Below are 24,385 nucleotides of genomic sequence, written 5' to 3'. Positions count from 1 at the left end.
GGCGGCGCGCACCACGGTGCGCCCGATGACACCCTCACTTGAGCCCACGCGAAGTCTCCAAGGATCGTCGATGGCTGATCCGCAACTGCACCACGGTCAGCACCAGCAGGACCGCGAACATCACCCACGCCAACGCGGAGGCGTATCCGAACTCCAGGAACGAGAACGCATGCTGGAACAGCATGATGCCCAACACGTAGGTCGCCGATTCCGGACCGCCGCTGGGGCCGTTGAGGACATAGACCATGTCAAACGCCTGGAAGGCGTGGATGACCGAGATGATCACCACGAACGAGATGGATCCCCGGATCAACGGAACGGTGATGGAGACGAATTGTCTTATCTCGCTTGCACCGTCGATCTTGGCGGCCTCGTAGACCGTTCCCGGGACACCCTGCATCGCGGCCAGCAGAACCACGGTGGCGAAGGGCACGCCGCGCCAGACGCTGACGATACACAGTGAGGCCATGGCCCAATGGGGATCCACCAACCACGGGACCGGGCCGAGCCCGACCCACCCGAGCATGATGTTGAGCAGGCCGTTGTCGGTGTTGAAGACGAACTGCCACACCACCGCCATCACGACCGATGAGATGGCCAGCGGCAGAAAGACAATCGTTCTGAAGAAGCCGATGCCCCTGACCTTCTGGTTCAGCATCCCGGCGACGGCCAGGCTGACCAGGACCGTGGGGACGACCGTTCCGAGGGTGAAGATCACCGTGTTGCGGATCGCGATCAGGAAGAGCGGATCGGAGGTGAACAGCTCTCCGAAGTTCCTCAGCCCCACGAATTTCGGCGGGGTGAACACATCCCACCGCTGCACGCTCATGTACAGCGAGAAGCCGAGCGGAAATAGCATGAACACGGCGACCGCCGCCATGTTGGGTGCGACGAACAACCGACCCGCCCACGCGTGTCGTCGCCACGGGCTGGGATCCTTCGTGGCCCGCCCCGCCGGGACGGCCGGGCCAGGCGCGCTGATCGACGTCATGGGCTGCGCAGCACCTGGTCGACGGAGCGGGACAACCCGCTCAACGATGTCGCAGGCAGTCGGCCCCGCAGGACCGGGCCAAAGTTACGCTCCATCAAGGCATTGACCTTCTCCCACGCCGGCGTGATCGGCAAGCCTTGTGAAAAGGCCGGCCCTTCGGTGAGCACACTCAGATTCTCGAGCCGTCGATGGGCCGTGGCGAATCCGTCCGACCGCAGCGCGGAGCGCAGCACCGGGACGAACAGACAGGATTCACCGATCAACGCCTGCCCGACGGGGCCGGTCGCGAATTTGACGAACTCCCACGCCTGCTCCTTGCGGGGGCTGCTCGCCGAGATGGCCAGTCCGGTGGCGCCGATATCCGAGCACGCCGCGTGTCCCTTTCCCAGCGCCGGGCCCACCGGCAACGGCGCCACATCGAAATCCAGATCCTCGGCGCGGATGTAGGTCTGGTAGCGCCAATGCCCGCCGAGTGCCGTCGCGGCCCGTCCCACCGCGAAGAGATTGGGTGTCGACATCGACTGCGTCTCCGACGCGTTGGGCGCAACCCGGTAGGTGTTGGACAGATCGGCGTAGAACTGCACCGCTTCCTGGAAGGCCGGCTTGTCGAAGTTGAAGTGGACCGGATTGCGCCGCGGGTCCGACCAGGCGATGCCGTTGTTCATCGCGAACAGGCCTGCCGAGTAGTAGGAACCCCAGGTATTGACAAAGCCGTATTGGGCGGCCCGTCCGGATGCGTCCCGCTTGGTCAAAGCCTTTGCCGTATCCAAGAATTCGGCGAAGTCCCAGGGCCGTTCCCATGTGGCGGGCGGTGCGGGCACCCCCGCTTCCGCGAAGAGCCGTTTGTTGTAGAACATGTAGTTGCCCGACCATTGTTCGGGCAGCGCGTACTGCTTCTGGTTGTAGGTGAAGGTTTCGTACAGCGCCGGCACGCTGTCGGCTTTGAGCTGGTCGGCAAACGCCTTGTCGCGGGCCAACAGCGTGTTCATGTCCAGCAATACACCACGGTCGGCGAGTTCGGCGTAGGTCAGTTCCCAGGCCATCAGCACGTCGGGGCATTTGCCGCCGACACAAAACGTCGAAAGCTGTTGCATGACACCCGGACCGGACAGCACCGGCCGGACCTTGATATCGGGATGCCGGCGCACGAACTCGTCGACGATACGCATCCTGGCGTCACGCTCGTCCGGGTTGGCCGCGAAAAAGAACGTGAGGGCGTCGTCGTCGCGCGCGCACCCGGCCGACCACGGCGCCAGCGCGGCCGCGGACAGCGCGCCGGCGCCCCGCAGCAGGTTGCGCCGTCCGAACGGCTTATCGAGCATGACTCTCCCGGCCTTGCCCCGTGACCGGCTCTCCGGCCGACCGTGTCTGACGTCCTTGGTACCCGATGAACGTGTGATGTTCCTGAATCGGCCACCGGGGCAGCGCGAGCCCGGCCCGGTGGACTCGCCCGGCATCGCCGGTGATGTCGATCGTGTGGATGCGACCGTCGGCCCCGATGCCGATCACCAGCAGAACTTCGGCGCGCCCGTGGGGAGCGAGCACGATGCCCGGCGCCCCGTCGATGAGCATGACCGCGCCGGCGCGCGCCCGTTGCGCGAACCGGCGAGTCTCCTCGGCGACCTCGCGGGCGCCGCGCATCATGGTGGGTACGTCGGCCGGGACCAGGGCCGGATCGACCCTGCGCACCACCTCGGGAGCCAGCAGTTCGAGCAGCCCGACGATGTCACCGCCGCGCGAGGCCGTCAGAAACGCCTCCACCACCTTCAGGTGCTCGCGCGTGCGGCGCGGCGGGGCGGCCGGGCCCGCGCTCAGCCGCGCCCGCGCCCTGCTGGCCAGCTTCTTGGTCGCGTCCGGTGACCGCCGCATCACGTGGCCGATCTGCTCGAACGGCATGGCGAACACGTCGTGTAAGACGAACGCGACGCGCTGCGCCGGAGAGAGCCGGTCGAGCACCACCAGCAGCGCGCTGCTCACCGATTCCGCCAGCAGCGCGTCCTCGTCGGCCGGCGGCGACGCCGCCTGCGCCAACCGGTCCAGTTCGCCGACCCCGGCCAGCGGTTGTTCGGCGCGGCGCTTGCGCGCCCGAAGCTGGTCGAACGCCTCGCGCGCGGTGATCGTGGTGAACCAGCCGGACAGGTTGTCGACGACGCCGAAGTCCGCATTACTGGCCTTGAGCCACGCCGACTGGACGGCGTCCTCGGCGTCGGCCACCGTGCCCAGCAGCTGGAACGCGACCGCCCTCAGGTGTTGCCGGTCGGCGTCGAAACGCGCCGCCAGATCCGTCACATCGTCTGCCGCGTTCATGGGTCACCTTTCCCGCCCGGGGGTCGTCAAGAAAATGACCGCGTCCAACGGACTTCCGATGACAAAGGAGACAAACACCATGACCTCACCGATTGTGCGCCGCGGCGTGCGGCGCGCGCACTCGACTCGCCGCAGCGGAAATCGCTGCGCGGCAAGGGGTTGATCCAGATGAACACCGCACTTGTCGTGGTCACGCTGACCACCGCCGCCGTCACCGGCGCGATCGCCATTGCGGACTTCGTCCCGGCGCGCTTCGTTTTGGCGAACTCTGCCCAGGTCGGGGTGCCGCGATCCTGGTTACCGGCACTGGGCGCGGTGAAGCTGGCCGGCGCCGCCGGGATCGTTCTCGGCCTGTTGGGCCGGCCGGAACTGGGCATCGCGGCCGCCGTCGGGCTCGTCTTGTTCTTCGTCGGTGCGGTGATGACGCACCTCAGGGCGCACGTCCTCTACAACATCGCGTTTCCCGGCGCTTACCTGTGCCTGTCCGGGGCGTCGCTGGCGCTGATGGTGGCCCGGTGAGACGGGCGCGAGAGCGACCGATCAGCCGGGGAAGTATGTGACCCGGGTGATCGCGTCGCCGCGCCGCGCCACCTCGGCGAACACGATGGCGCGCCCGTGACCCGAGTTGAGCGACAGCGCGACGGTGGGTCCCGCGCCGATCGTCTTGGTGATGGCGGCCCCGTCCAGCTGCTCGACGAACTCGGTCAGGTCGAGCGGGTCCCGGTCACCCAGCGTCATTGCCGCACCTGCTGACAGCAGTCGCGCCGCACCGGACTCGTCTTTGCGCGCGACGGCATCGAGGAACGCCGTCACCAGCCGCTGGTGGCGCGCCCCCACCCGCCGGAATCCGGTCATGAAGCCCGCGGCCCCTCGCCAGCCTTGATTGCGCAACAGCCCCTTGGACAGGTTCAACGCGGGCCGCACCGCCCCCGGGCCGGCGCGCAGGAACTGCAAGATCATGGCGGGAAGCTCCCAGTAGGCCTGGAGCTCACCAATCTTCCACTCGCCGTGGGCTTCTCGAAGGTCGTAGCGCAGGAAGGCGGGAATGTACATCGTCACGGCCGGGCCCATCGCCACCTCGAGCTCGAGATCGCGCAGCACCGCCGTGCCGATGACGATGTCGAGATCGCGATGGAACTTGATGTCACGCGGACCGATGAATGTGTCGTAGAAGCGGCCGATCTGCTCGCGCCCCACGTGCGGTCGCGAGCCCACCGGGTCCTCGACCCGGCCGTCACCGGTGAACAGCCCAACCCACCCGGCGCGGTCGTGCGCGGCGGCCGCCTGCGGCGAGCGCTCCACGGCGGCGAGCAGATGTTCGCGATCCAACGGCACCACCATCAGGCTCCCCCGACCAACTCGATGCCGGCGGAACGCATCTCCGCCAGCGCGCCGACGGCCGAGTCCTCGGCGGCCGCGGCGGTCAGGTCCACCAGCACCCGCGTCGCCAGGCCTGCCGCCACGGCGTCCTCGGCGGTCCGGCGCACGCAGAAGTCGGTCGCGATGCCCACCACGTCGACCTCGTCGACCCCGCGTTGCCGCAACCAGCCAAGTAGCGTCGTCCCGCCCTCGTCGACGCCCTCGAAGCCGCTGTATGCCGCGGCGTAGGCGCCCTTACGAAAGACCGCATCGATGCGCCGGGTGTCAAGGTCGGGGCGAAGATTCGCACCCGCGCTTCCGGCGACGCAGTGCACCGGCCACGAGGTCGAATAGTCCGGCCGGTCGGAGAAATGATCACCGGGATCGATGTGGAAGTCCTGGGTCGCCACGATGTAGCGGTAGCCCGGGTCACCGGACAGATAGGCGTTGACCGCGGCCGCCACCGCGGCGCCGCGGGCCGTCGGCACGGAGCCGCCCGCACAGAAATCGTTTTGCACGTCGACGATGATCAACGCTCGCACCCGCTCCACCCTATCGGCGCGCGCCCTGATGTCTATGCGGGTCGAGCTGGTCATATCGGCGCCGGGTTTGCTCGACAGGCAGCCGGGTAATACACGGGCCATGGTGCTCAGGAGAATCGCGCGACCCCTGCTGTCAGTGGCATTCATCGGACAGGGAGTCAATTCACTGCTCAACCCCAAGTCCGCGGCGCAGGCCGCCGCACCGGCCGTGGACGGGCTTCAGGCGCTGCCGGATTCGGTGAGCGGCAGCATTCCCAGCGACCCCGAGACGGTCGCGCAGATCACCGCGGCCGTGCAGATCGGTGGGGGCCTGCTGCTTGCCACCGGCAAACTCCCCCGGATCGCGTCGGCGGCCCTGGCGGTGACGGTGTTGCCGGCAAACCTCGGGGCACATTCCTTCTGGAACGAGAATGACCCGGCGGCCAAAGCGCAGAAACGCCAGCAGTTCCTCACCGACCTCAGCCTGCTGGGCGGGCTGCTGATCGCGTCGGCCGACACCGCCGGCAAGCCCTCACTCGGGTGGCGTGGCCGCCGCGCGGCGGAACGGCTCTCGGATCGGGTGTCGTCGGCGTGGCCCGGTTCCGACGACTCGGCCTTCGATGCCGACCTCTCCGAGCTGGGTGACCGGATCGCCCACGGCTTGCAGGTCGGCGCCGAGCGGGGCCGCGAGCTCGCCGGCATCGCGGCCGACCGCGGCGCACCCTATGCCGAAGCCGCCCTCGAACGCGGCCGCGAACTCGCCAGCACCGCGGCCGAGCGGAGCAAGCCGCTGGCGAAGAAGGCCCGCAAGCGCGGGGAGGAATGGGCCGACGAGGCCGCCGACCGCGCCGCCTATCTGGCCGATAAAGCGCGCAAGCGCAGCGAAGAGCTTGCCGACGAGGCTGCCGACCGCGCCGCGCCGCTGGCCAAGAAGGCACGCAAACGCAGCGAGAAGCTGGCCAAGAAGGCACGCAAGCGCAGCGAGAAGCTGGCCGATACGGCGCGGGCGCGCGGCGAGGAGTTCGCCGAAACCGCACGTCAGCGGGGCAGCGACCTGGCCGACACCGCGCGCGAGCGGGTCGGCAGCCAGATCGATACAGGCCGCCGCAAGCTGCCCTGGAGCTAGACGCGCCGGCGACCCCCGCAAGGCCTCCCGCGCCCAGGCGGGCCACTCGCGTGCGCCGACCACCGGCCCGCCGCTGAGCCGTGCGACGATGCGCGGACCGCGCAACCGGCTGTTGTCGTAGACCGGGCGGTCGCGAGCTGATCGACATGGCGAACGCGTCCACACGGATGAGTTCTTCGCGTTCGACTTCGACATCACCCGCAGCTACGGGAACTTCGATCAATCTCGGGGATGATCCAGCGCGCCGACGGCGGCGTCGACGATCGCGCCGAGGTCTTGGTCGATATCGACCGTCACGCCGGCCTCGTCGGGGCCGAGCGGCTGCAGGGTGTCCAGTTGCGAGCGCAGCAGCACGGCAGGCATGAAGTGGTCGGTGCGGGTGGCCAGCCGGCTGCCGATGAGGTCCGCGGACCCATGCAGGTGCACGAACCGCACGCCCGGGCAGCGCGCGCGCAACTGATCCCGGTATTTCCTTTTCAGCGCCGAGCAACTCGCGACAGCGCCGTAGCGGTGGCCGGCCAGCCATTCGCCGACTCGGTCCAACCAGGGATAGCGGTCGTCGTCGCCGAGCGGTTCGCCTGCCGCCATCTTGGCGATGTTGGCGGCCGGGTGCAGGGTGTCGGCGTCGACGAACGGGACCCGCAGGCGTTGCGCGAGCGCCGCCCCCACCGTCGACTTGCCCGATCCGGAAACGCCCATCACGACGACGGGTCCCGATCCGCCCATTAGGTTTGTTCGCCGGTTTGTTCGCCGAGGTTGCGGTTCCATTCCAGCCAACCAACCCCGCTCCGCCCGTCGGCCGTGCCGATCGTGGCCCAGACCCGGGGGAACTGACTGACCCGCCCGTCCGCCGCGACGAGCCGGACCGGGGCCTGACCACGCACGTGCACGTCCGCGGTGATCCCCGCCGGCTCCAGCGCCAACGTCGCGTCGAGCGGTAACCCGTTGTCGGCGAAGGACTCCCGTGAGTCGACGGCCTGCAACTCGGTGACGTTGCCGTCGGCGCCCTGTGCGTAGCCGATGCTGAACGCGGGCGCCCCCGGAATCCGGATGTTCACCCCGTGCAGGTGAGTGCCGTCGTCCAGGTGCAGCGCGCTCCATATCCAATCCATGCCCCACCAATCGCGCACGCCCCACGAGTGATCACGCTGGCCGGGAACCGATTCCAGAGCGTAGCTGCGGCCGTCGATCGTGACGCTGCCCGAGACGGTGCACGGGATTTCATACCGCGTCGCCACCCCGTACTTGTACGGCGTGCCGTCGGTCGCCCACACCAGGTTCATGGTCATCTGTGCCGGGACGCCGGGCTGCCCGCGCAACAACGCCGACGGGTCGTCGTAGGCCTGGGCCCGCGCCCGGATGTCGACGCGGTAGCTCTGCAGAGGCGCGTCGGCGCAATGGTCGAGTTCCACGTCACCGGTGCGCAGGGTCCACGGGTCCGACGGCAGCGGCACTTGCGCGTCGACGGCGAGGGTCGGCATATCGGGGCCGCACACCAGCACGTGCACCCAGGCAGCCTGCTCGTTGGCCACCCGGCCGAGCCGGAACCAGCCGCCCAATCCCTGTGCCGCGTCGGCGAAGTCGGCATACCAGCTCTCGCTCCAGAGCGGTTCGGCCGTGGGATCGTGGGCGAGTTCGTCTTCGGCCGCCGGCCGCAGCGGCTCGGCGGCCACCGCGTCGGGCAGCGTCGACAGCGCGTCGGTGTCGAGCACATGGTCGCAGTGCCGTTGCAGCATCGTCATGAACATCCGATCGCCGCGGTCGGTGCGCTCGACCAACATTGACGAGACGATCGCCATCATCACCCCGAAGAAGCTCTGCCGGCGCACGCCGTCCACGACGTCGTCGAGGCTCAGCGGCGCCTGGGGGCCCAGCGCCTCGTGGTAGGCGCGCAGCAGCGCGTCGTAGTGCCGCCCGCGGTCCTCGGTGGGCAAGGCGCAACCGAGGAAGTAGGCCAGATCGGTCAGGGCCGGACCCCAGGACACGGTCTGCCAATCGACCACCGTCAGTGGGCGATCCGCGCCTTCGATACCGAACAGCATGTTGTCCAACCGGTAGTCGCCGTGCACCAGCCCCTGCACGCGGCCCGGCCCGGACACGTCGCTTTCCGACGCGAGGTAGCCGTCGAACGCCGCCACCAAGCGTTCGCACACCACGCGATGCTCAGGCGCGATCTGGTCGCCGTAGCGGTCGACGAAACCGGCATACAGCGGGGTGATCATGGCCTGGTTCAGCGGAGCGTCACGATTGAGCCACGGCGCGTCGGCCAGCGCGGCGTCGCCGAGCAGCGGCCCGTGCAGGCGTGCCAGTTCGACCACCCCGAGGAGGGCCTGTTCGGCTGTGGCGCCGGCGATTTCATCGCCGACGACGGCCGGCCCCGCATCGCCGAGCAGCAGGTCGAACACGCCCGTCGCAGCGTCGACCGCCGCGTGGTAGCAGGGCGCGATGGGCCCGTCCAGGCGCGGCGCGATGTCACCGTAGAACCGCACCTCCCGCTCGTAGAGCCCCAGCGCCAGCCCCGTCTGCCGGCTGACCGGGTCGGTAGCCGCGACCTTCAGCACCACCGCCTCGGGCCCCCTCGCGGCGTCCTCGGCGTAATTGAGCCGAACGCGGTAGCACTCGCTCATCTGCCCGGTGCCGATGCGCTCCACCGCGAAGTCCGCGATGGGTCCGGTGCCGATGACCGCGGCCAGCCAGGAGGCGGTGAGATCAGCGGGTCGTTCGATGACTTGCTCGGTCTCGGCGTGCATGAGGGTTAGAGTGCCAGCTCAACGCGCCAGTGAGAAGCCGTCCCATGCCATTCGGCGATGCGGGTGCGGATCGAACTCGACCCGCGACTTGCGGTCGAAGACCATCACGGCGCGGTCGTCGGCGGTGTAGAGGGGCCAGTCCTCCCCCGGCACCCCGGCGCGGCTGAACGCCCGCCAGCGCCGCTGCACCTCGTTGCTCACCCGCAGCGCGGCCCGCTGGTCCGCCGCAGCGGTCAACAGCGCGCCGAATCGGGTGCGGTAGACGTCGAACACCGCGAGCAACTCGGTGGCGTGGGTGGCCCCGAAACCGGACCACCGCAGGGTGCGCGGCGCGTAGTCGTACCGGTAGAGATATGTCGGCGCGTACGCGGCGTGGGCCTCGGCGATCTGCCAGGCCGCCGATGCGAACGCGAAGTCACCGCCGAGCTGGATGCACGCCGACCGCCCGGGATAGTCGGGATATGCGGCGGTAATGCGTTCGCGAATAGCGGGTTCCGCGTCGGCGAGCAGCTCTTCGACCATCGTCTCGTTGGTCGGCAGCATCGCCAGGAACCGGGTGAACAACCGTCCCTCTTCGGCGTTAGTGCCCACGATGAGGGGGACTCGGTGGGCCTCGCCGCGCCGCATCGCCTCGACCGGATCGGCAGGCAATATGTCGTCGCCGAAGACGGGGCCGATCGGGAAGGCGCCCAGCCGGTTCTGCATGCCCTCGTCGATCAGTTGGTGCTGGGTCTTGACCAGTTGGGCCGCGGACGCCTGCATCAGTGCGCTGGCGGCGTCCTGCCTGCGCACGCCGAGCAGGTTGGCAAACCGGTTCGCGAACTCGGCCGCAACCTCCTTCGACCGCACCAGCCCCGCCGCCGGGCTTTCCGAGATCGCCCGGGCGAACAAGTCTTTGGCGGCGGGCACCGCGAGCAGCGAGGCGGTGATGCATGCGCCCGCGCTCTCGCCGAAGATGGTGACGTTGTCCGGGTCGCCGCCGAATCCCGCGATGTTGTCGCGCACCCACTGCAGCGCCAGCACCAGGTCGCGCAGGTACAGGTTGCTGTCGATGGTGATCTCCGCGGTCGACAGCGACGACAAATCCACGCATCCCAGCGCCCCGAGCCGGTAGTTCACCGAGACGTAGACGCATCCCCGCCGTGCCAGGGGGGCACCGTCGTACAGCGGAGTCGCCGAGCTGCCCAGGAAATAACCGCCGCCGTGGATGAACACCATGACGGGCAGCGGCTCTTCGGCCGCGCCCTCGGGCGCCACGACGTTGAGGGTGAGGCAGTCCTCGCTCATCGGCTGGTAGCGGCCCCCCAAACCGGACATGCCGAGCAGGGTGTAGCGGCGCTGCTGGGGAGCGCAATTGCCGTAGCCATGGCAGTGCCGCACACCCGACCACGGCTGGGCCGGTTGCGGCGCCCGGAAGCGCAGGGCACCCACCGGTGGACGGGCATACGGGATCGACCGCCACCGAGTGACGCCGTCGCGGGTGAAGCCCTCGACGGTGCCGGTGGCCGTGCGTGCGCGGATAGTGCGGTCATGCATAACCCGACGGTAACCGACATGATGGCGGTAACGCGCGCGCAGCGCCTTAATTGCCGGCGCGGCGGTTAGCCTGACTGGATGCGTTTAGCTGCGGTGGTCGCCGCATCATTAGTGATCGCCGGGTGCTCACACGCCACGGGCGGCCATTCGGAGCCCACCGGAGGCACCACCCCGCCGCCCGCCGGCGCCCCGGGTAGCAAGGCGCCGGGATCGGCCGCCGCACCGGCCGCGGGTGCGGCGATCTCCGACGTCATCGCGTGGATCGAGGCAGCTCATCCCGCCGATCCGGGCCGCTTCCACACCGCCACCCGCGACGGGGCGACCACGCCACTGGGCGACGACATCGCGCTGACGGCGGCGACGGGCAAGGTCTCCTGCATGACGGATGCCAAACACACCGGTGGCGCGCTGACCTGCCTGGTGACGCTGACCAACCCACCGCCGGCGCCGGCGACGGCCTACGGCACCTGGCAGGGCGGCTGGATCAGCTTCGACGGGGTGAACCTGCAGGTGGGGTCCGCCCGGGCCGATCCAGGCCCGTTCGTCAACGGCAATGGGCCGGAGCTGGCGAACGGGGAGTCGCTGTCGTTGGGTGAGTACCGGTGCCGCGCCGACCCATCCGGCCTGTACTGCGTGAACTATGCGCACCAGTCGGCGGCCGGATTCACCCCCGCCGGCATCGAGCCGTTCGGATGCCTGAAGCCGGCGCCGCCGCCGGATGGCGTCGGCACGGCCTTCAGCTGCGCAGGTCCGCCGTGATCGTCGCGAAAAGCTCGGTCATCTCGTCGCCGGGGCCGCCCGGCACCGTGTAGCCGGCTTCGTCGCGAATCTCGTCCAGGTGATCGCGCACCCCTTCGACCGTCAGCTCCGGACTGTAAAAGCCTTTCGTCCGTCCGATGAAGAAGCGCGAAACATGGCCTGCCCCAACGGTATAGATCTCCCCCGACACCGGACAGTCGCGGTGCGTCAGGAAGGCCGCCACGGGGGCCACCGACGCCGGGTCGAGCCTCTGAAGGTATTGCCCCACCAGGTCGTCCAGCACCGCCCGGGCGGCGGGACCATCCGGCTGCGCGGCGGTGTCGACCGAGTGCGCCAGCATCCGCGTGTAGGCGATCGGGGCGATGGCGTTGACCTTGATGTCGCGGCCCGCGGTCTCCGCGGCCAAAACACGGGTCAGCCCGATCAGCCCGGTCTTGGCCGAACCGTAGTTGCTCATGCCCGGGGCCCCCAGGATCCCGGCCGCCGAACAGGTGTTGAGGATGCGGCCATATCCCCGCTCGCACATCACTTTCCAGGCCGGCCTGGTGGCGTGGAAGGCGCCCCTGAGATGCACGTCCAGCAGGGGCTCGAACCGGTCGGCGGTCATGTCCTCGAACGGCGCATCGCGCACGATGCCGGCGTTGTTGATCACGATGTCGACGCGGCCCCAGGCGGTCAGTGCGGTGTCGACCACCGCCTGCCCGCCTTCGGGAGTGACGACGCTGTGGGTGTCGGCGACGGCCGCACCGCCCGATCCGCGGATCTCCTCGACGACGGCGGCCGCCGCCGCGGCGTCGGATCCGTCCCCGGTCACCGAGCCGCCGATGTCGTTGACGACGACGCGCGCGCCGCGTGAGGCGAGCAGCAACGCGTAGTGCCGCCCCAAGCCGCCGCCCGCTCCGGTGATGACGGCGACCTGGTCATCGAACCTCAGCTCGGTCGTCACCAGCTCACCGGAAGTTCTTTCATGCCATAGATATTGGCGTCTTTGAACCTCAGCTGCCCGGGCGGCACCGCCAGCCTGAGCCCGGGGAGGCGCCGTGCCAAGGTGGCGAATGCGACCTGCATCTCGACCCGGGCCAGGTTCGCCCCGATGCACTGGTGCACTCCGTAGCCGAAGCCCAAGTGGCCGCGGGTGTTTCGGTCGGCATCGAAGCGGTCGGGATTGTCGACGAAGTCGGCGTCCCAGTTCCCGGCGAGCAGGCTCATCATGACGTACTCCCCCGCGCGGATCAGCTGGCCACCGATTGTCAGATCTTCGGTCGCGATGCGATCGACCTGACTGTGCACGATGGTGAGGTAGCGCATCAGCTCTTCGACGATGTTCGCGACGACGGCGGGGTCGTCGGTTCGTCCGAGTCGCTCGAACACGTCGGGATGTTCCAGCAGCGCAACCGTTCCCAGCGAGATCATGTTGGCCGTGGTCTCGTGCCCGGCCTGCATCATGATCACGCCGTTCATGGCCGTGGTGGCATGGGTGAGTTGGCCCGTGGCCACGTATTCGGTGACCAGGCGGCTGATCAGGTCGTCGCCGGGTTCGCGCGCCTTGCGTTCCACCAGCTCCTCGATGTAGGCGTACATCGCCCCGAACGCCTGCCCCTTTTCCTCGTCGCTGGATTTCTGGTCGAGCCCCTTGCTGGTGTTGCGCTGGAAGAGTGGCAGGTCTTCGGGCGGCACGCCCAGCAGCAGGGCGATCACCATCGACGGCACCGGCAGGGCGAATTCGCGCACCAGGTCGGCCGGCGCGCCGTGCTCGATCATCTGGGCGAGATAGTGGTCGACCATGTCCTGGATCTGCGGCCGCATCGACTCGCAGCGCCTGAAGGTGAAGTTGCTGGTCATCATGCGCCGCAATCGGTGATGTTCGGGATCATCGGTCCGCGCGAACATCACCGGGACCTTGTCGTCGTCGTCCTTCGGCATGATCGAGTCCGGAATGGTCTTCGCGGACAGGCGAGGATCGACCAGCGCCGCCCTGATGTCCCGGTAGCGGCTGACCACCCAGACCTGGTTGCCCTGGAACGTCGCCTTGCGGAGCCCGGGCTGATCGCGCCAGTCCTCGAACTCGGGCGGGGGCACGAGTGGGCAGCGGGCGGGTCGCGGCACGGGCAATACCGGAAGGTCGGCATCCGGGCACGAGTCAGAGGTTCCGAAAGATGTGGAAGCTGTTGCCATAAACCGAGTTTCCCACTAACTGTCATATGCCTGCCAGTTACAGAGCGTAAAGCGGCCGGCGTCGGCAGTCAACGGTCAGTTACGCTGTCACGATGACCGCGGTGGAGGACCGGCCGTTGCGGGCCGACGCCGCGCGCAACGTCGAGCGCATCCTGCGCGCGGCGCGCGAGGTCTACAGCGAGCTGGGGCCCGACGCCCCGCTCGAGGCCGTCGCGCGCCGGGCGGGCGTCGGCGAGCGGACCCTCTACCGCAGGTTTCCGGCGAAAGGCGACCTGGTGCGCGCCGCCCTGGATCAGAGCATCGCCGAGGACCTCACCCCGGTGATCGACAGCGCCCGCCGCGCCAAGGATCCGCTGCGCGGTCTGACCCGGCTCATCGAAGCGGCGATAGGGCTGGGTGCGCGGGAGCACAGCCTGCTTGCCGCCGCGCGCCGGGCCGGGTCGCTGACGTCCGACATCTCGGCGTCGCTCAACGCCGCGCTGGGCGAGCTCGTCCGCGCGGGCCAGCGGGCCGGCCGCGTCCGCGCCGACCTGGTCGCCGACGACCTGCCGCGCCTGATCGCGATGCTCTTCGGTGTGCTGTCCACCATGGATGCCGGCAGCGACGGCTGGCGGCGCTACGTCGCCCTGATCGTCGACGCGATCTCGGTCGGGGACCGCCGGCCGCTGCCTCCGGCCGCCGCCCTGCGCTATGAGGTGCCGGACAGCTGGCCCCTGTGACAGGCCGCCACTCAGCCGGCCGGTAACCCCGCTTTGACGGCGGCGTGCTGCTTACGGGCGAGATCGAGCATGACGTCGGCCGGCGTGGGATTGCCTATGACACAGTCGGATTCCAGGTCGACCATGGCCCTGCCCTCGACGAACACCGCCTCGGAGATCTCCATCGGATTGGCCGGGTCGGTCCCCTGGCCGATCACCAGGAAGCCGTCGGCCCCGACGTCGATGGGCTGCTGCGGCCCGTTGACCTTCTTGCCGACGGCGTCGCGCATGTTGGCCGCGGTCCGGGTGGCCGTGGCCGCGTCGGGAAACACCGCGATCGTGTCGATGATGGTGCGCTTGCCGTCGGGGTTCTTGAACACCTGTCCCACGCCGGTGATGCCGCTGGGATTCTGGGTCGGTGGCCCGTCCGCGGTGGCATTGGGGCCGACGTCGCCGGGCTTGATCAAGAGATTGCTGTAGCCCGCCGGCGTCGCGCTGGTTTGCGGGCCCGACGCGGTCGCCGACGACGGGGCCGGGCCCGAGGGTGCGGTGGAGTTCTCTCCCCGGCCACAGCCCGCCACGGTCGTGGCGATCAACACCGCGGCAGCCGTCACACCGAGCGCGGACGTCCGCACCGTATTCATCGAGAATCTCCTGGAGTCAGCCGAACGAAGGTTCATCCCGGACCAGCCTATGGGCTTGATGCGATCTCGGTAAGGGTCGCTAGCGCTCTTTCCACATCACGCCGCGCATGGTCGCCGAGAGCGCAATGTCCTCGACACCGATGAGCCCCCGGGGCGCGCGGCACACCCAGTCGATCGCGTTGACGACACGGCCGGCCGTCGAAATACAGCCCGCATCAGTCGAATCGAACACGGGGTGGGAGACGTGGGTATTGATTTCCACCCCCGGTTCACCCTGCACGACGACGCGGTGCACCCCGATATGGCCCGCGGGTGGGAATTCCCAGTCCGGCGCCGCAGCCTGCGTGAGCCTGGTGACGTGCTCGAGGGTGATCACCGGTTGCCCGTCGCGGACACCCTCGGTGGCGAACCGGACCGCGGCCATCCGCCCCGGCTCCACCGTCATCATGGTGCAGTCGATGCGCTCCGGCGTGAACCAGCGTTCGATGCGCTGGCGCACGTCGTCGAGTTCGATGCCCAGATTGTCCGCCAGGCTGCGGACCTGACCGCCCCACATCGCCACGATGACGCCGGGAAGGAACATCATCGGCGAGTCGTCGTCCGGTGCGGTCCCGAACCCCATTGCGGCACCGGTGAACTCGGCGTCATCGTAGTTCCCGTAGTCGAAGATCTCCTGCACGGTGATCGACGAGACGCGGGTGGTCAGGCTGACCGCCGCGTGCACCAGCGTATCGCCGGAGAACCCCGGGTCGATGCCGTTGACGTAGAGCGAGGCGTTGCCCGCCTCGCACGCACGCTGTAGAGGCTCCCGCAGCCAGGCGTCCGCATGGCGGGGCGTGACCAGCCAGACCATCGACGTGCCGACCACGTTGGTGCCCGCGGAGAGAAACCGCGACATCTGCTCGATAGCTTCCATCGGCCGCGTCTCACCCTGCGATGTGTAGACGACGCAGTCGGCCCCGAGGGCCACCAGAGCGTCGATGTCGTCGGTGGCGACGATGCCCGTCGGATCGTCCAGCCCGCACAGCTGGGCCGCGTCGCGACCGACCTTGTCGCCGGCGGAGGCGTGCACGCCGACCAGTTCGAGATCCGGTCTTCCGATGATCGCGCGCAACGCATGGCGGCCGACATTGCCGGTGGAGAATTGGATGACTCTGCGCACGGCTAACCCGTCCTTCCGGCGGTGGGTGACGACCCATCATGACGCGTTCGGGCGCGGCGCAGGGTCAGTAATCCGGTATCGGCAGCGGCGAGTCGTTCGAGTCGATGCCACCGTCGACATGGAAGATCGCGTTGGTCGCATAGCAATCGCGTGTGCTGAGATACACCGCGAGCCGGCCAAGGTCCTCGACGTCGCCCAGCCGGTGCAGGGGCGTGGCCTCCTGCATCTTTTCCAGCGACCCCGCATCAAATCCAGGCTGCCCTTGAGCCCGTCGGTGGCGAGTGATCCCAGGGCGATGGCGTTGACGCGGATCTTGGGCGCGAGTTCCTGCGCCATGGCGCGGGTGAGCGACTCCAGGCCGCCCTTGGCCACGCAGTACGCCGTCAACGCCCGGATGCCGAACCTGGCCGAACCGGACGAGATGTTGATGATGGAGCCGTGTCCCGCGCTGAGCATGTGCGGGGCCGAGAGTTGGCTCATGATGAAAGCCGACGTCACGCACCAGTCGAAGGTGTGCCGGAAATCCTCGTCGGTGACGTCCAAGAACCGCCGCCTCGATATTCTCAATCGTGCCAACAATATCCGCCTCGGTGCGCGCCGTACCGACCACCGTGGCGCCCGCTTCCGCCAGCACGACCGCCTGGTCTACGACACGATGTTCGCCGACGTCGACGAACCGGTTCGCATCCGGCACCACGGCTCGGCATGAGTGGGCCCACCAGTCTCATTCTCGAGTTCGATACTGCGGCGGTCGCACAGCCCTAAGCGCTGCGACCGTCGGCCGGAGACGACGGCCGGTCCCCGGAAGCCAGTTCCAGCACCTGAATCTCGCCGCTCGTGCCGTCGACCTCGACGAGGGCGCCAGGCGGCAACACCCGCGTGGCGCCCTGCACGTCCACCACACAGGGGAAGCCGAATTCACGGGCCACCACCGCGGCGTGCGACATCGGGCCGCCGAGTTCGGTCACGACGGCGGCGGCGTAACAGAACGCCGTGGTGTACCCGACGTCGGTGACCTCCGCGACGAGGATCTCGCCGGGTTGCAGGTCGTCGATGGTTTCGGGCCGCACGATCCGCACCCGGCCACGCACCCGGCCCCCGCACACGCCGACACCGCGCAGGGTGTCGCCACTGGTCAGAGCCGGCGACGAGGTCACGGTCGGCTGCCAGGTGCCGCTGAACACCGTCGGCGGAGCCACCGCGACCAGCCGGCATTGTTCGGCCCGGCGCCGCGCCACCAGCCCGGCGACATCCGCGGGGAGGGCATCAAGCTCGTCGACGAGCAGGTAGAAGACGTCGTCGGCGGCGCCGAAGGTCCCGGCATCGACCAACCTGCGGCCGCACTCGCGCAGCAACGTGCGCAGCACCCAGTTGGCCCGCACCACCTTGTCGCGACGGACCTCACGGTCACGCAGCTGCTGAGTGGCCAGCGCCGCAATAGGCTTGGCCCGCAACGGGATCCGGGGAGGTTGCGGTTGCGGCACGGGCGGCGCGCTCATGGCCCGGGTCACCATTCGGACCAGCAACTCGGGATCGTCGGCGTAGCTGGTCGACAGCATCTCCAGCTCGGCCGGACCGCGGTGTCCGATCAGCGCCAGCTCGGCCAGCAGTGCGGCGTGGAACTCCGGTGCCTCGACGGCCAGCTTGTCCAGCCGGTCCCCGGGCTCCGCCAGCAGCGCCGTCACCCTCGAATCACGCTGTGCGGCAACCACCAACCGCTGCATCGCCTCGACCGAACGGGCGCTGACCAGTTCCGGCCCGGCCGGCGCGGCGGTGTCTCGCCCGCACAACCCGCGCAGCAACACGTTGAACGCCGCACACAACAGGAATGAGCCCGCCGCCAGCACCCAGCCGTGCACCACCTCGTCTCGCGCCAGCGAGATCAGGCTCAGCAGCCGGTGATCATCCAGGCGGGTGAGATCGCCGCCGGCCAGGCGCTCGAGGCGGTCGACGTCGGCCACGAATTCGCGGGTGTCCCGCGGCGCACCGGCGGACAGGCCGATCAGGTTGACGCCGAAGACCCCGATATTGCGCACGGTCCGCGCCTGCGTTCGGATGCGCCCGGTATCGGGGCGTGGCCGCTCCTCACCGAAGACCGGCAGCGACGCCATGCTCGGGCCGAAGAACCCGCTGTTGCTCACCACCGTGGACGGCTTCACGAAGGGCACCGTTTCGGCCATGAAATGCGCGGTCGTGATGGCGCCGTACAGCCGGTGGGCGAACACCGCAACCATGCGCATCGCGATCTCGCGCTGGATCATCCCGCCGGGACGCAGCCGCTCGGCGACGCACACGGCGCTGGCCCGCAGTCCGCGAACCGTCGCCGACGCCGACGACGGCGAAAACGGGCCGGGCAGCGCCTCGGACAAATTCGTGGCCAAAAACGTGGGAAAGCGCGGGTCTATCGGCGTGTCGAACTCGCCGTTATCCCCTGCCGTGCCAGCCCAATTCGGCTTTACCCCGTCGTCACTCGGGGCGTCGACCGAAGGCAGGTCCTGTATGTTGGCCAGTCGCCACGGCAGCGCTACCACCCGCGTGCCCAGGGTGACCCGACCGCGGACCGCCAGCGCGAAATCTTCGACGCAATCGTCGGACTCCCACGCCGGCCGGAATCCCCATTCGTCGCGCAACCGCGTGGTGTCGATCAGAGGAGCGCTCTGCAGGAACCGCAGCTCGGCGGGCGCAACGCCCAACGGCACCACCGGGCGCTTGACCGCCCTGGCGATCTGCGCGAACGTCGGGTCGCCCGCGGCGGCGAGATTGACTGGGCCGCTACCCAATTCGGTATCGACGATCGCCCGGTTGAAGAGCCGCAGCGCGTCGTCGAGGTGGACGACCTGGATGCGGGCCTCGGCCGACCGAGTGGGCAACGCCGGCAAAGCGAACAGCCGGCGCACCCAGTTGTCCACGCCCCGGCCGAGGATGAGCGCGGAACGGATCGCGACCCATTGCAGCCCCGACTCCTCCAGCAGCCCTTCGACCTCGGCCTTGTATTGACCGTCGGGGCTGACCGGCGCCAACGCGTCACACTCGTCTCTTGCGACGCCACCCCCGCCGTAAACATGGGCCGACGACGCGAAAACGACTCGCCTGGCACCGGTCTTGGTCATCGCGTCGAGGACGTTGCGGGTACCGCCGATGTTGACCTGCGCGCTGATGCGGTCGTCCGGACCGGGACTTCTCGCCCACGCACAGTGCGCGACGACGTCGGCGCCGGCCACGACGCGGGTGACCGCGGCGGCATCGCGAATGTCCGCCGCGACGAAATCGGCTGCACTCGGCCAACTTTCGGGCCTGTGGCGCGCGATGCCCGCGACATCGTGGCCCTGGCTGAGCAGCCGGGCGGCGAGGCCGCGGCCGAGCACGCCGCTGGCCCCGGTGACCGCGATTCTCACTTCATGCCTACTCGTCGTCGTCGTTCATCGACGCCGCGTTGAGCAGCGCGTCGAGGTCCATGTCGGCGATGTCCTTTTCGGTGGTCGTCGCGGCGGCTCCCGGCTGCGCGGCGCCCTCGGCCTCGCTGGCCAGCGCGAGCAACAGCTCCAACACACCGGCCTGGCGCAGCCGCTTGACCGGGATCGACCCGACGACCCGCTGGATCTCGGCTTCGCCCGGCGCGACGGCCGGGGCGTGCTGCTCCGACGCTCCGACGAGCTCGGAATACATGTAGCCGGCCAGCGCGGCGGAGTTCGGGTAGTCGAAGATGAGCGTCGGCGACAGCGCCAGCCCGGTCGCGGCTTTGAGCCGGTTGCGCATCTCGACGGCGGTCAGCGAGTCGAAGCCCAGCTCCTGGAACGCCCTATCCGGATCGATGGACTCGGGGCTGGAATTGCCCAGCACTGTGGCGATGTTGGCCCGCACCAAGTCGAGCAGGACCGCCCGCTGCTCGTCCTCGGGCAGCCCCTCGAGGCGTTGCAGCAGAGCCGATTTCGACTTTGCGGCGGCCAGCGAGTCGTCGACCTGGCGCCGCGTCGGCGCGTTGATCAGGTCGACGAACATCGGCGGCAGCGTGCCCCCGTCGAACTTGACCCGCAACGCCGCGAGGTCGATGTGCGCGGGCAGCATGAACGGCTCGTCGACGATCAGCGCGGTGTCCATCAGCTCCAGCGCCTGCTGCGACGACATGGCGACGATCCCGTCCCGGCCGAACCGGGCCCGGTCGGCGGCGCCCAGCCCGCCGGTCATGGCGCTGGCCTGATCCCACAACCCCCAGCCCAGCGAGATCGCCGGCAGCCCGTGCGCCCGTCGATGCGCCGCCAGCCCGTCCAGGAACGAGTTGCCGGCCGCGTAGTTCGCCTGACCGGACGCGCCCGCGAGCCCGGCGATCGACGAAAACATCACGAACGCCGCCACATCCAGTTCACGGGTCAGTTCGTGCAGGTTCCAGGCCGCGTCGACCTTGGACCGCAACACGGATTCGATGCGGTCGGGTGTCAGCGACGTCACCACCGCGTCCTGCAAGACCCCGGCGGCGTGGATCACCCCGGTGAGCGGCGTCTGCATCGGGATTTCGGCGATCACCTTGGCCAGGGCCTCGCGATCGGCGGCGTCACAGGCCACCGCCTCCACGTGCGCGCCGGCCGCGGTCAGTTCGGCAACCAGCTCCGCGGCACCCGGCGCATCCAGGCCCCGGCGGCTGAGCAGCACCAGATGCCTTGCGCCGTGCCGGGATACGACGTGGCGCGCGACCGCCGATCCGGCCATGCCGGTAGCGCCGGTGATCAGCACCGTCCCGGCCGTCCACGCGTCGGGCATGGTCATCACGACCTTGCCGACGTGGCGCGCCTGACTCAGATAACGCAGCGCGGCGGGTGCGCGTCGCACGTCGAACCTGGTGACCGGCAACGGCCGCAACACGTCCTCACCGAACATGACGGCCAGCTCGTCGAGCATCTGCGCGATGCGGTCCGGCCCGGCTTCGAACAAGTCGAAGGCGCGGTAGCGCACGCCCTGGTGCTCCCGGGCGACCACCTCGGGGTCGCGGATGTCGGTCTTGCCCATCTCCAGGAAGACACCGCCGGGGGCCGTAAGACGCAGGGACGCATCGACGAATTCACCGGACAGGGAGTCCAGCACGATATCCATGCCAGCCCTGCCGGTGACCGCGCGGAACTTGTCCTCGAACTCCAGGCTGCGCGAATCGGCGATGTGATCGTCGTCAAAACCCAAGTCCCGCAGGGTGTCCCACTTGCCCCGGCTGGCGGTCGCGAACACCTCCAGGCCCAGGTGGCGGGCCAGCTGGACCGCGGCCATCCCGACCCCACCGGCCGCGGCGTGCACCAGCACCCGCTGACCGGCCTTGGCGCCGGCCAGGTCCGCCAGAGCGTAGTTCGCGGTGGCGAATACCACCGAGCCCGTCGCGGCGGCGGTGTGTGACCATCCGGCCGGCACTTTGACGAGCAGGCGCTGGTCGGTCTTGGCAACGGTTCCGGTGCCGTCCGGGAACAGTCCCATCACGGGGTCGCCGACGGCGAAACGAGCGGTTTCCGGCCCGGTCTGCACGACCACGCCGGAGGCCTCGATGCCCATGGTGGCGTCGGGGTCGGGATAGAGGCCCAGCGCGATCATCACGTCACGGAAGTTGGCCGCGATGGCCGACAGCGCGACCCGCACCTGACCGGGCCCCAACGGGGCGTCGGCGTCGGGAATGCGCTCTATGCGCAGATTCTCGATCGTGCCGTAGCTGCTCATTCCGAGTCGCCACGGTCCCTCGCCGGGTGGCAGCAGGAGGCCGCCGACGGCGCGGCTGCCGAGCACCCGCGCGGTGTAGACGGTGCCGTGGCGCAGTATCGCCTGCGGCTCGCTCAGCGCCAGCACTGCCGCCACCGCCTCGGAATTCAGGGGCGCGTCGGTGTCGACGAGCACGATGCGTCCGGGATGCTCGGTCTGCGCGGATCGCACCAGCCCCCACACCGCGGCGCCGGCCAGATCGGTGACGTCCTCCCCCGGCAGCGTCATCGCGCCGCGGGTCCCGACCACCAGGGTGCCGGCGCCGTCGCGGGACAACCACGACTGCAGCACGGACAGCACCACCCGTGTCGCCGCGTACACCTCGGCGATGACGTCGCCGGACACCGGCTGCGATTCGAACAGCACCGCCGCGCGCTCGCCCTCACCGGCGTCCAATTGCGGTGCACCCCAGCCGGATAGCGATACCGGCTGTACCGCCGCCGACGGCTGCGCCGACCAGATGACCTCGAAGAGCCGGTCCGGTCCCGAATGCGACACCGCGGCCAGCAGTTGCTTGTCGGTGACCGGGCGCGCGACCATCGACGCCACCGACAGCACCGGCAGCCCCAGCCCGTCGGCCAATTCGATCGACACCGCCGATGCGCTGATCGGCACGATCCGTGCGCGCACCGCGCCCGCCCCCGCGGCGTGCAGCGACACCCGCTGCCAGAAGAACGGGACCAGCATCGAACCTTCGGGCACTTCGTCGCTGTCGGAGGCCAGCATGACCGCGTGCAGTGCCGCATCGAGCATCGCCGGATGCACGCCGAACCCGGCCGGCGACACCCCGGCGTCGGTGGGCAGCGTCACCTCGGCGAAGACTTCGTCGCCGCGGCGCCACATCGACGTCAGGCCGCGGAACGCGGGGCCGTAGCCGTAACCGCGCTCGGCCAGTCGCTCGTACCCGTCGCCGACATCCACCGGGACCGCCCCCACCGGCGGCCACGCCGACAGGTCCGCGCCCGGCTGCACCGACCCGGACCGCAGCAGACCCTCGGCATGCAGCGCCCAGCCGGAACCGGCTTCGGCCCGCGAAAACACCGACACCGCGCGGGCACCCGAATCATCCGGTCCGCCGACCACCACCTGAACGGCGACCGACCCACCGGCCGGCAACACCAGTGGCGCGGCCAGATTCAGCTCGTCGACCACTCCGCAGCCCACCTCGTCGCCGGCGCGGATCGCCAGCTCGACAAATCCCGCGCCGGGGAACAGCACCACACCGCCGACGGCATGGTCGGCCAGCCAGCCCTGCGTGCCGGGCGACAGCCGGCCGGTCAGCACCACGCCGCCCGAGGCCGGCAGGTCCACCACCGCGCCCAGCAGGGCGTGCTCGCCGGCCGCCAGGCCCAGGCCCACCGCGTCCGCCGGGGCGCCGTCGGGAGCGAGCCAAAAGCGGCGCCGGTCGAAGGCATACGTCGGCAGCTCGACGAAGTTCGCCGCTCCCAGCACACCGCGCCAGTCCGCGTCCATCCCGGCGACGAACCCTCGTGCGACGGCGTCGGTCAGGGTGACCGGCTCCGGGCGGTCCTTGCGCAACGCGGACATCGTCACCACGGGCGCGTCGGCCAGTACTTCTTCGATCGGCGCCGTCAGGCCACCGCTGGGCCCGACCTCGAGGAATCGGCTGCCACCCGCCGCGTGCGCGAAGCGCACGCTGTCGGCGAATCGCACCGCTTCGCGGACGTGCCGCTTCCAGTAAGCCGCGGTCCCGAAGTCGTCTCCAGCCACCTGCCCGGTCAGGTTGGACACGATGGGAACGGTGGGTTTGCCGACGGCCAATCCGGCTGCCACGGTGCCGAATTCGTCGATCATCGGATCCATCAACGGGGAGTGGAAGGCGTGCGACACGGTGAGCTGATGCACCCGGTGGCCGTCGGCGCGAAGCTGATCGGCCAGCGCGGCCACGGCGTCCCGGGCGCCCGAAATCACCACCGAGGTGGGCCCGTTGACCGCGGCGATGTCCACGTCGGCCCGTTCGCGGGCCACCAGCAGCGACCGCACCTCGTCCTCCGCGGCCGCCACCGCGACCATCGCGCCGCCCTCCGGCAGCGCCTGCATGAATCGGCCCCGCGCCGCCACCAGCACCGCGGCGTTCTCCAGCGACAGCACGCCGGCGACGTGCGCGGCCGTCAGCTCCCCGATCGAGTGGCCCATCACGAAATCGGGCCGCACGCCCCAGGACTCGAGAAGCCGGAACAGCGCTACTTCCACCGCGAACAGCGCGGGTTGCGCGAATTCGGTGCTGTTCAACAGGTTTTCGTCGTGCCCCCACATCACCTCGCGCAGAGGCCGCAGCAGGTGCCGATCGAGTTCGGCCACCACGGTGTTGAACGCCTCGGCGAAGACGGGATAGCCGGCGTGCAATCCCATTCCCATGCCCAGGATCTGGGATCCCTGGCCGGGGAAGACGAACACGGTCTTGCCCGCGGGCGCCGCGGTGCCGCGAACGACCGAGCCGCCCAGGTCGTGGCCGGCGAGCTCGTCCAGCCCGGCCAGCAGCCCGTCGCGGTCGCCACCGACGACGACGGCCCGGTGCTCGAACGTCGCCCGGCCCGCCAGCGACCACCCGATGTCCGCGACATCCAGATCACCGTGCGCACGAACGTATTCCGCCAACCGCGCCG

General features: G+C 69.4%; 18 protein-coding genes and 2 pseudogenes. 4 read left to right on the top strand and 16 right to left on the bottom strand.

The window, feature by feature from the left end; all coding sequences use genetic code 11:
* Positions 1–34: 34 nt before the first annotated feature.
* The 3 genes from OQ789_RS24635 to OQ789_RS24625 form a co-directional block, all read right to left on the bottom strand.
* Complete coding sequence (locus OQ789_RS24635; protein WP_324688936.1) at positions 35–880, bottom strand: sugar ABC transporter permease; 846 nt, start codon at positions 878–880, stop codon at positions 35–37.
* 107 nt (positions 881–987) lie between these two features.
* Positions 988–2,313, bottom strand: coding sequence for a sugar ABC transporter substrate-binding protein (locus tag OQ789_RS24630; RefSeq protein ID WP_324688864.1), 1,326 nt, complete (start codon positions 2,311–2,313; stop codon positions 988–990).
* The gene (locus tag OQ789_RS24625; RefSeq protein WP_324688862.1) at positions 2,303–3,298 is read right to left on the bottom strand and encodes a sigma-70 family RNA polymerase sigma factor; all 996 of its coding nucleotides are present in this window, start codon (positions 3,296–3,298) and stop codon (positions 2,303–2,305) included. The genes OQ789_RS24630 and OQ789_RS24625 overlap by 11 nt, the downstream gene beginning before the upstream one ends.
* Before the next feature lie 168 nt (positions 3,299–3,466).
* Here OQ789_RS24625 and OQ789_RS24620 point away from each other — a divergent pair, with 168 nt between their 5' ends.
* A complete protein-coding gene (locus tag OQ789_RS24620; protein ID WP_324688860.1) occupies positions 3,467–3,817 on the top strand; it encodes a DoxX family protein in 351 nt (116 codons plus the stop codon).
* Between the two features lie 21 nt (positions 3,818–3,838).
* Here the strand turns inward: OQ789_RS24620 and OQ789_RS24615 are convergent, their stop codons facing one another.
* The gene (locus OQ789_RS24615) at positions 3,839–4,639 is read right to left on the bottom strand and encodes a ketosteroid isomerase family protein (protein ID WP_324688859.1); all 801 of its coding nucleotides are present in this window, start codon (positions 4,637–4,639) and stop codon (positions 3,839–3,841) included.
* Positions 4,639–5,199 carry a pyrazinamidase PncA gene (pncA, locus tag OQ789_RS24610; RefSeq protein WP_324688934.1) on the bottom strand — a complete coding sequence of 187 codons (561 nt, stop codon included), beginning with the start codon at positions 5,197–5,199 and terminating at the stop codon, positions 4,639–4,641. The genes OQ789_RS24615 and pncA overlap by 1 nt, the downstream gene beginning before the upstream one ends.
* 100 nt (positions 5,200–5,299) lie before the next feature.
* Between pncA and OQ789_RS24605 the strand changes: the two genes are divergently transcribed.
* Positions 5,300–6,304 (top strand): DoxX family protein, encoded by a 1,005-nt coding sequence (locus OQ789_RS24605; RefSeq protein ID WP_324688857.1) that lies wholly within the window; start codon positions 5,300–5,302, stop codon positions 6,302–6,304.
* A gap of 15 nt (positions 6,305–6,319) precedes the next feature.
* Here the strand turns inward: OQ789_RS24605 and OQ789_RS24600 are convergent.
* The 4 genes and pseudogenes from OQ789_RS24600 to OQ789_RS24585 form a co-directional block, all read right to left on the bottom strand.
* Positions 6,320–6,424 (bottom strand): annotated as a pseudogene (locus OQ789_RS24600) (ATPase); the annotation flags it as partial.
* Positions 6,425–6,523: 99 nt separating this feature from the next.
* The gene (locus OQ789_RS24595; protein WP_324688855.1) at positions 6,524–7,030 is read right to left on the bottom strand and encodes a gluconokinase; all 507 of its coding nucleotides are present in this window, start codon (positions 7,028–7,030) and stop codon (positions 6,524–6,526) included.
* Positions 7,030–9,054, bottom strand: a complete 2,025-nt coding sequence (locus tag OQ789_RS24590) for a DUF7065 domain-containing protein (protein ID WP_324688853.1) — start codon at positions 9,052–9,054, stop codon at positions 7,030–7,032. Before OQ789_RS24590 ends, OQ789_RS24595 begins: the two co-directional genes overlap by 1 nt.
* An 18-nt stretch (positions 9,055–9,072) precedes the next feature.
* Positions 9,073–10,590, bottom strand: coding sequence for a carboxylesterase/lipase family protein (locus tag OQ789_RS24585; protein ID WP_324688852.1), 1,518 nt, complete (start codon positions 10,588–10,590; stop codon positions 9,073–9,075).
* A gap of 78 nt (positions 10,591–10,668) precedes the next feature.
* Between OQ789_RS24585 and OQ789_RS24580 the strand changes: the two genes are divergently transcribed.
* Entirely contained in the window at positions 10,669–11,349 is a 681-nt protein-coding gene (locus OQ789_RS24580; protein WP_324688850.1) for a hypothetical protein, read from the top strand.
* Here the strand turns inward: OQ789_RS24580 and OQ789_RS24575 are convergent.
* Positions 11,327–12,295, bottom strand: a complete 969-nt coding sequence (locus OQ789_RS24575) for an SDR family NAD(P)-dependent oxidoreductase (protein ID WP_324688849.1) — start codon at positions 12,293–12,295, stop codon at positions 11,327–11,329. The genes OQ789_RS24580 and OQ789_RS24575 overlap by 23 nt on opposite strands.
* Entirely contained in the window at positions 12,292–13,524 is a 1,233-nt protein-coding gene (locus OQ789_RS24570; RefSeq protein ID WP_324688848.1) for a cytochrome P450, read from the bottom strand. The genes OQ789_RS24575 and OQ789_RS24570 overlap by 4 nt, the downstream gene beginning before the upstream one ends.
* Positions 13,525–13,616: 92 nt before the next feature.
* Between OQ789_RS24570 and OQ789_RS24565 the strand changes: the two genes are divergently transcribed.
* A complete protein-coding gene (locus tag OQ789_RS24565; protein ID WP_324688847.1) occupies positions 13,617–14,243 on the top strand; it encodes a helix-turn-helix domain-containing protein in 627 nt (208 codons plus the stop codon).
* A gap of 11 nt (positions 14,244–14,254) precedes the next feature.
* On the opposite strand, the gene OQ789_RS24560 is transcribed toward OQ789_RS24565, so the two are convergent.
* The 5 genes and pseudogenes from OQ789_RS24560 to OQ789_RS24540 all read right to left on the bottom strand — a co-directional run.
* Positions 14,255–14,866, bottom strand: coding sequence for a hypothetical protein (locus tag OQ789_RS24560; protein WP_324688846.1), 612 nt, complete (start codon positions 14,864–14,866; stop codon positions 14,255–14,257).
* Between the two features lie 79 nt (positions 14,867–14,945).
* Positions 14,946–16,028: a dihydrodipicolinate reductase gene (locus OQ789_RS24555; protein ID WP_324688844.1), complete on the bottom strand. Its 1,083-nt coding sequence runs from the start codon at positions 16,026–16,028 to the stop codon at positions 14,946–14,948.
* Between the two features lie 64 nt (positions 16,029–16,092).
* Positions 16,093–16,725: pseudogene (locus OQ789_RS24550) on the bottom strand (SDR family NAD(P)-dependent oxidoreductase).
* Positions 16,726–16,789: 64 nt separating this feature from the next.
* Positions 16,790–19,423 (bottom strand): sugar epimerase family protein, encoded by a 2,634-nt coding sequence (locus OQ789_RS24545; RefSeq protein WP_324688842.1) that lies wholly within the window; start codon positions 19,421–19,423, stop codon positions 16,790–16,792.
* Between the two features lie 7 nt (positions 19,424–19,430).
* Positions 19,431–24,385 (bottom strand): type I polyketide synthase (locus tag OQ789_RS24540; protein WP_324688840.1); only part of this gene is annotated, 4,955 nt, incomplete at its 5' end.

Source organism: Mycobacterium sp. 94-17 (assembly GCF_035617725.1).
In the GTDB taxonomy this organism is placed as follows: domain Bacteria; phylum Actinomycetota; class Actinomycetes; order Mycobacteriales; family Mycobacteriaceae; genus Mycobacterium.
Note: the sequence above shows the minus strand (reverse complement) of the source record. Positions and strands in the feature narration are given on the sequence as shown.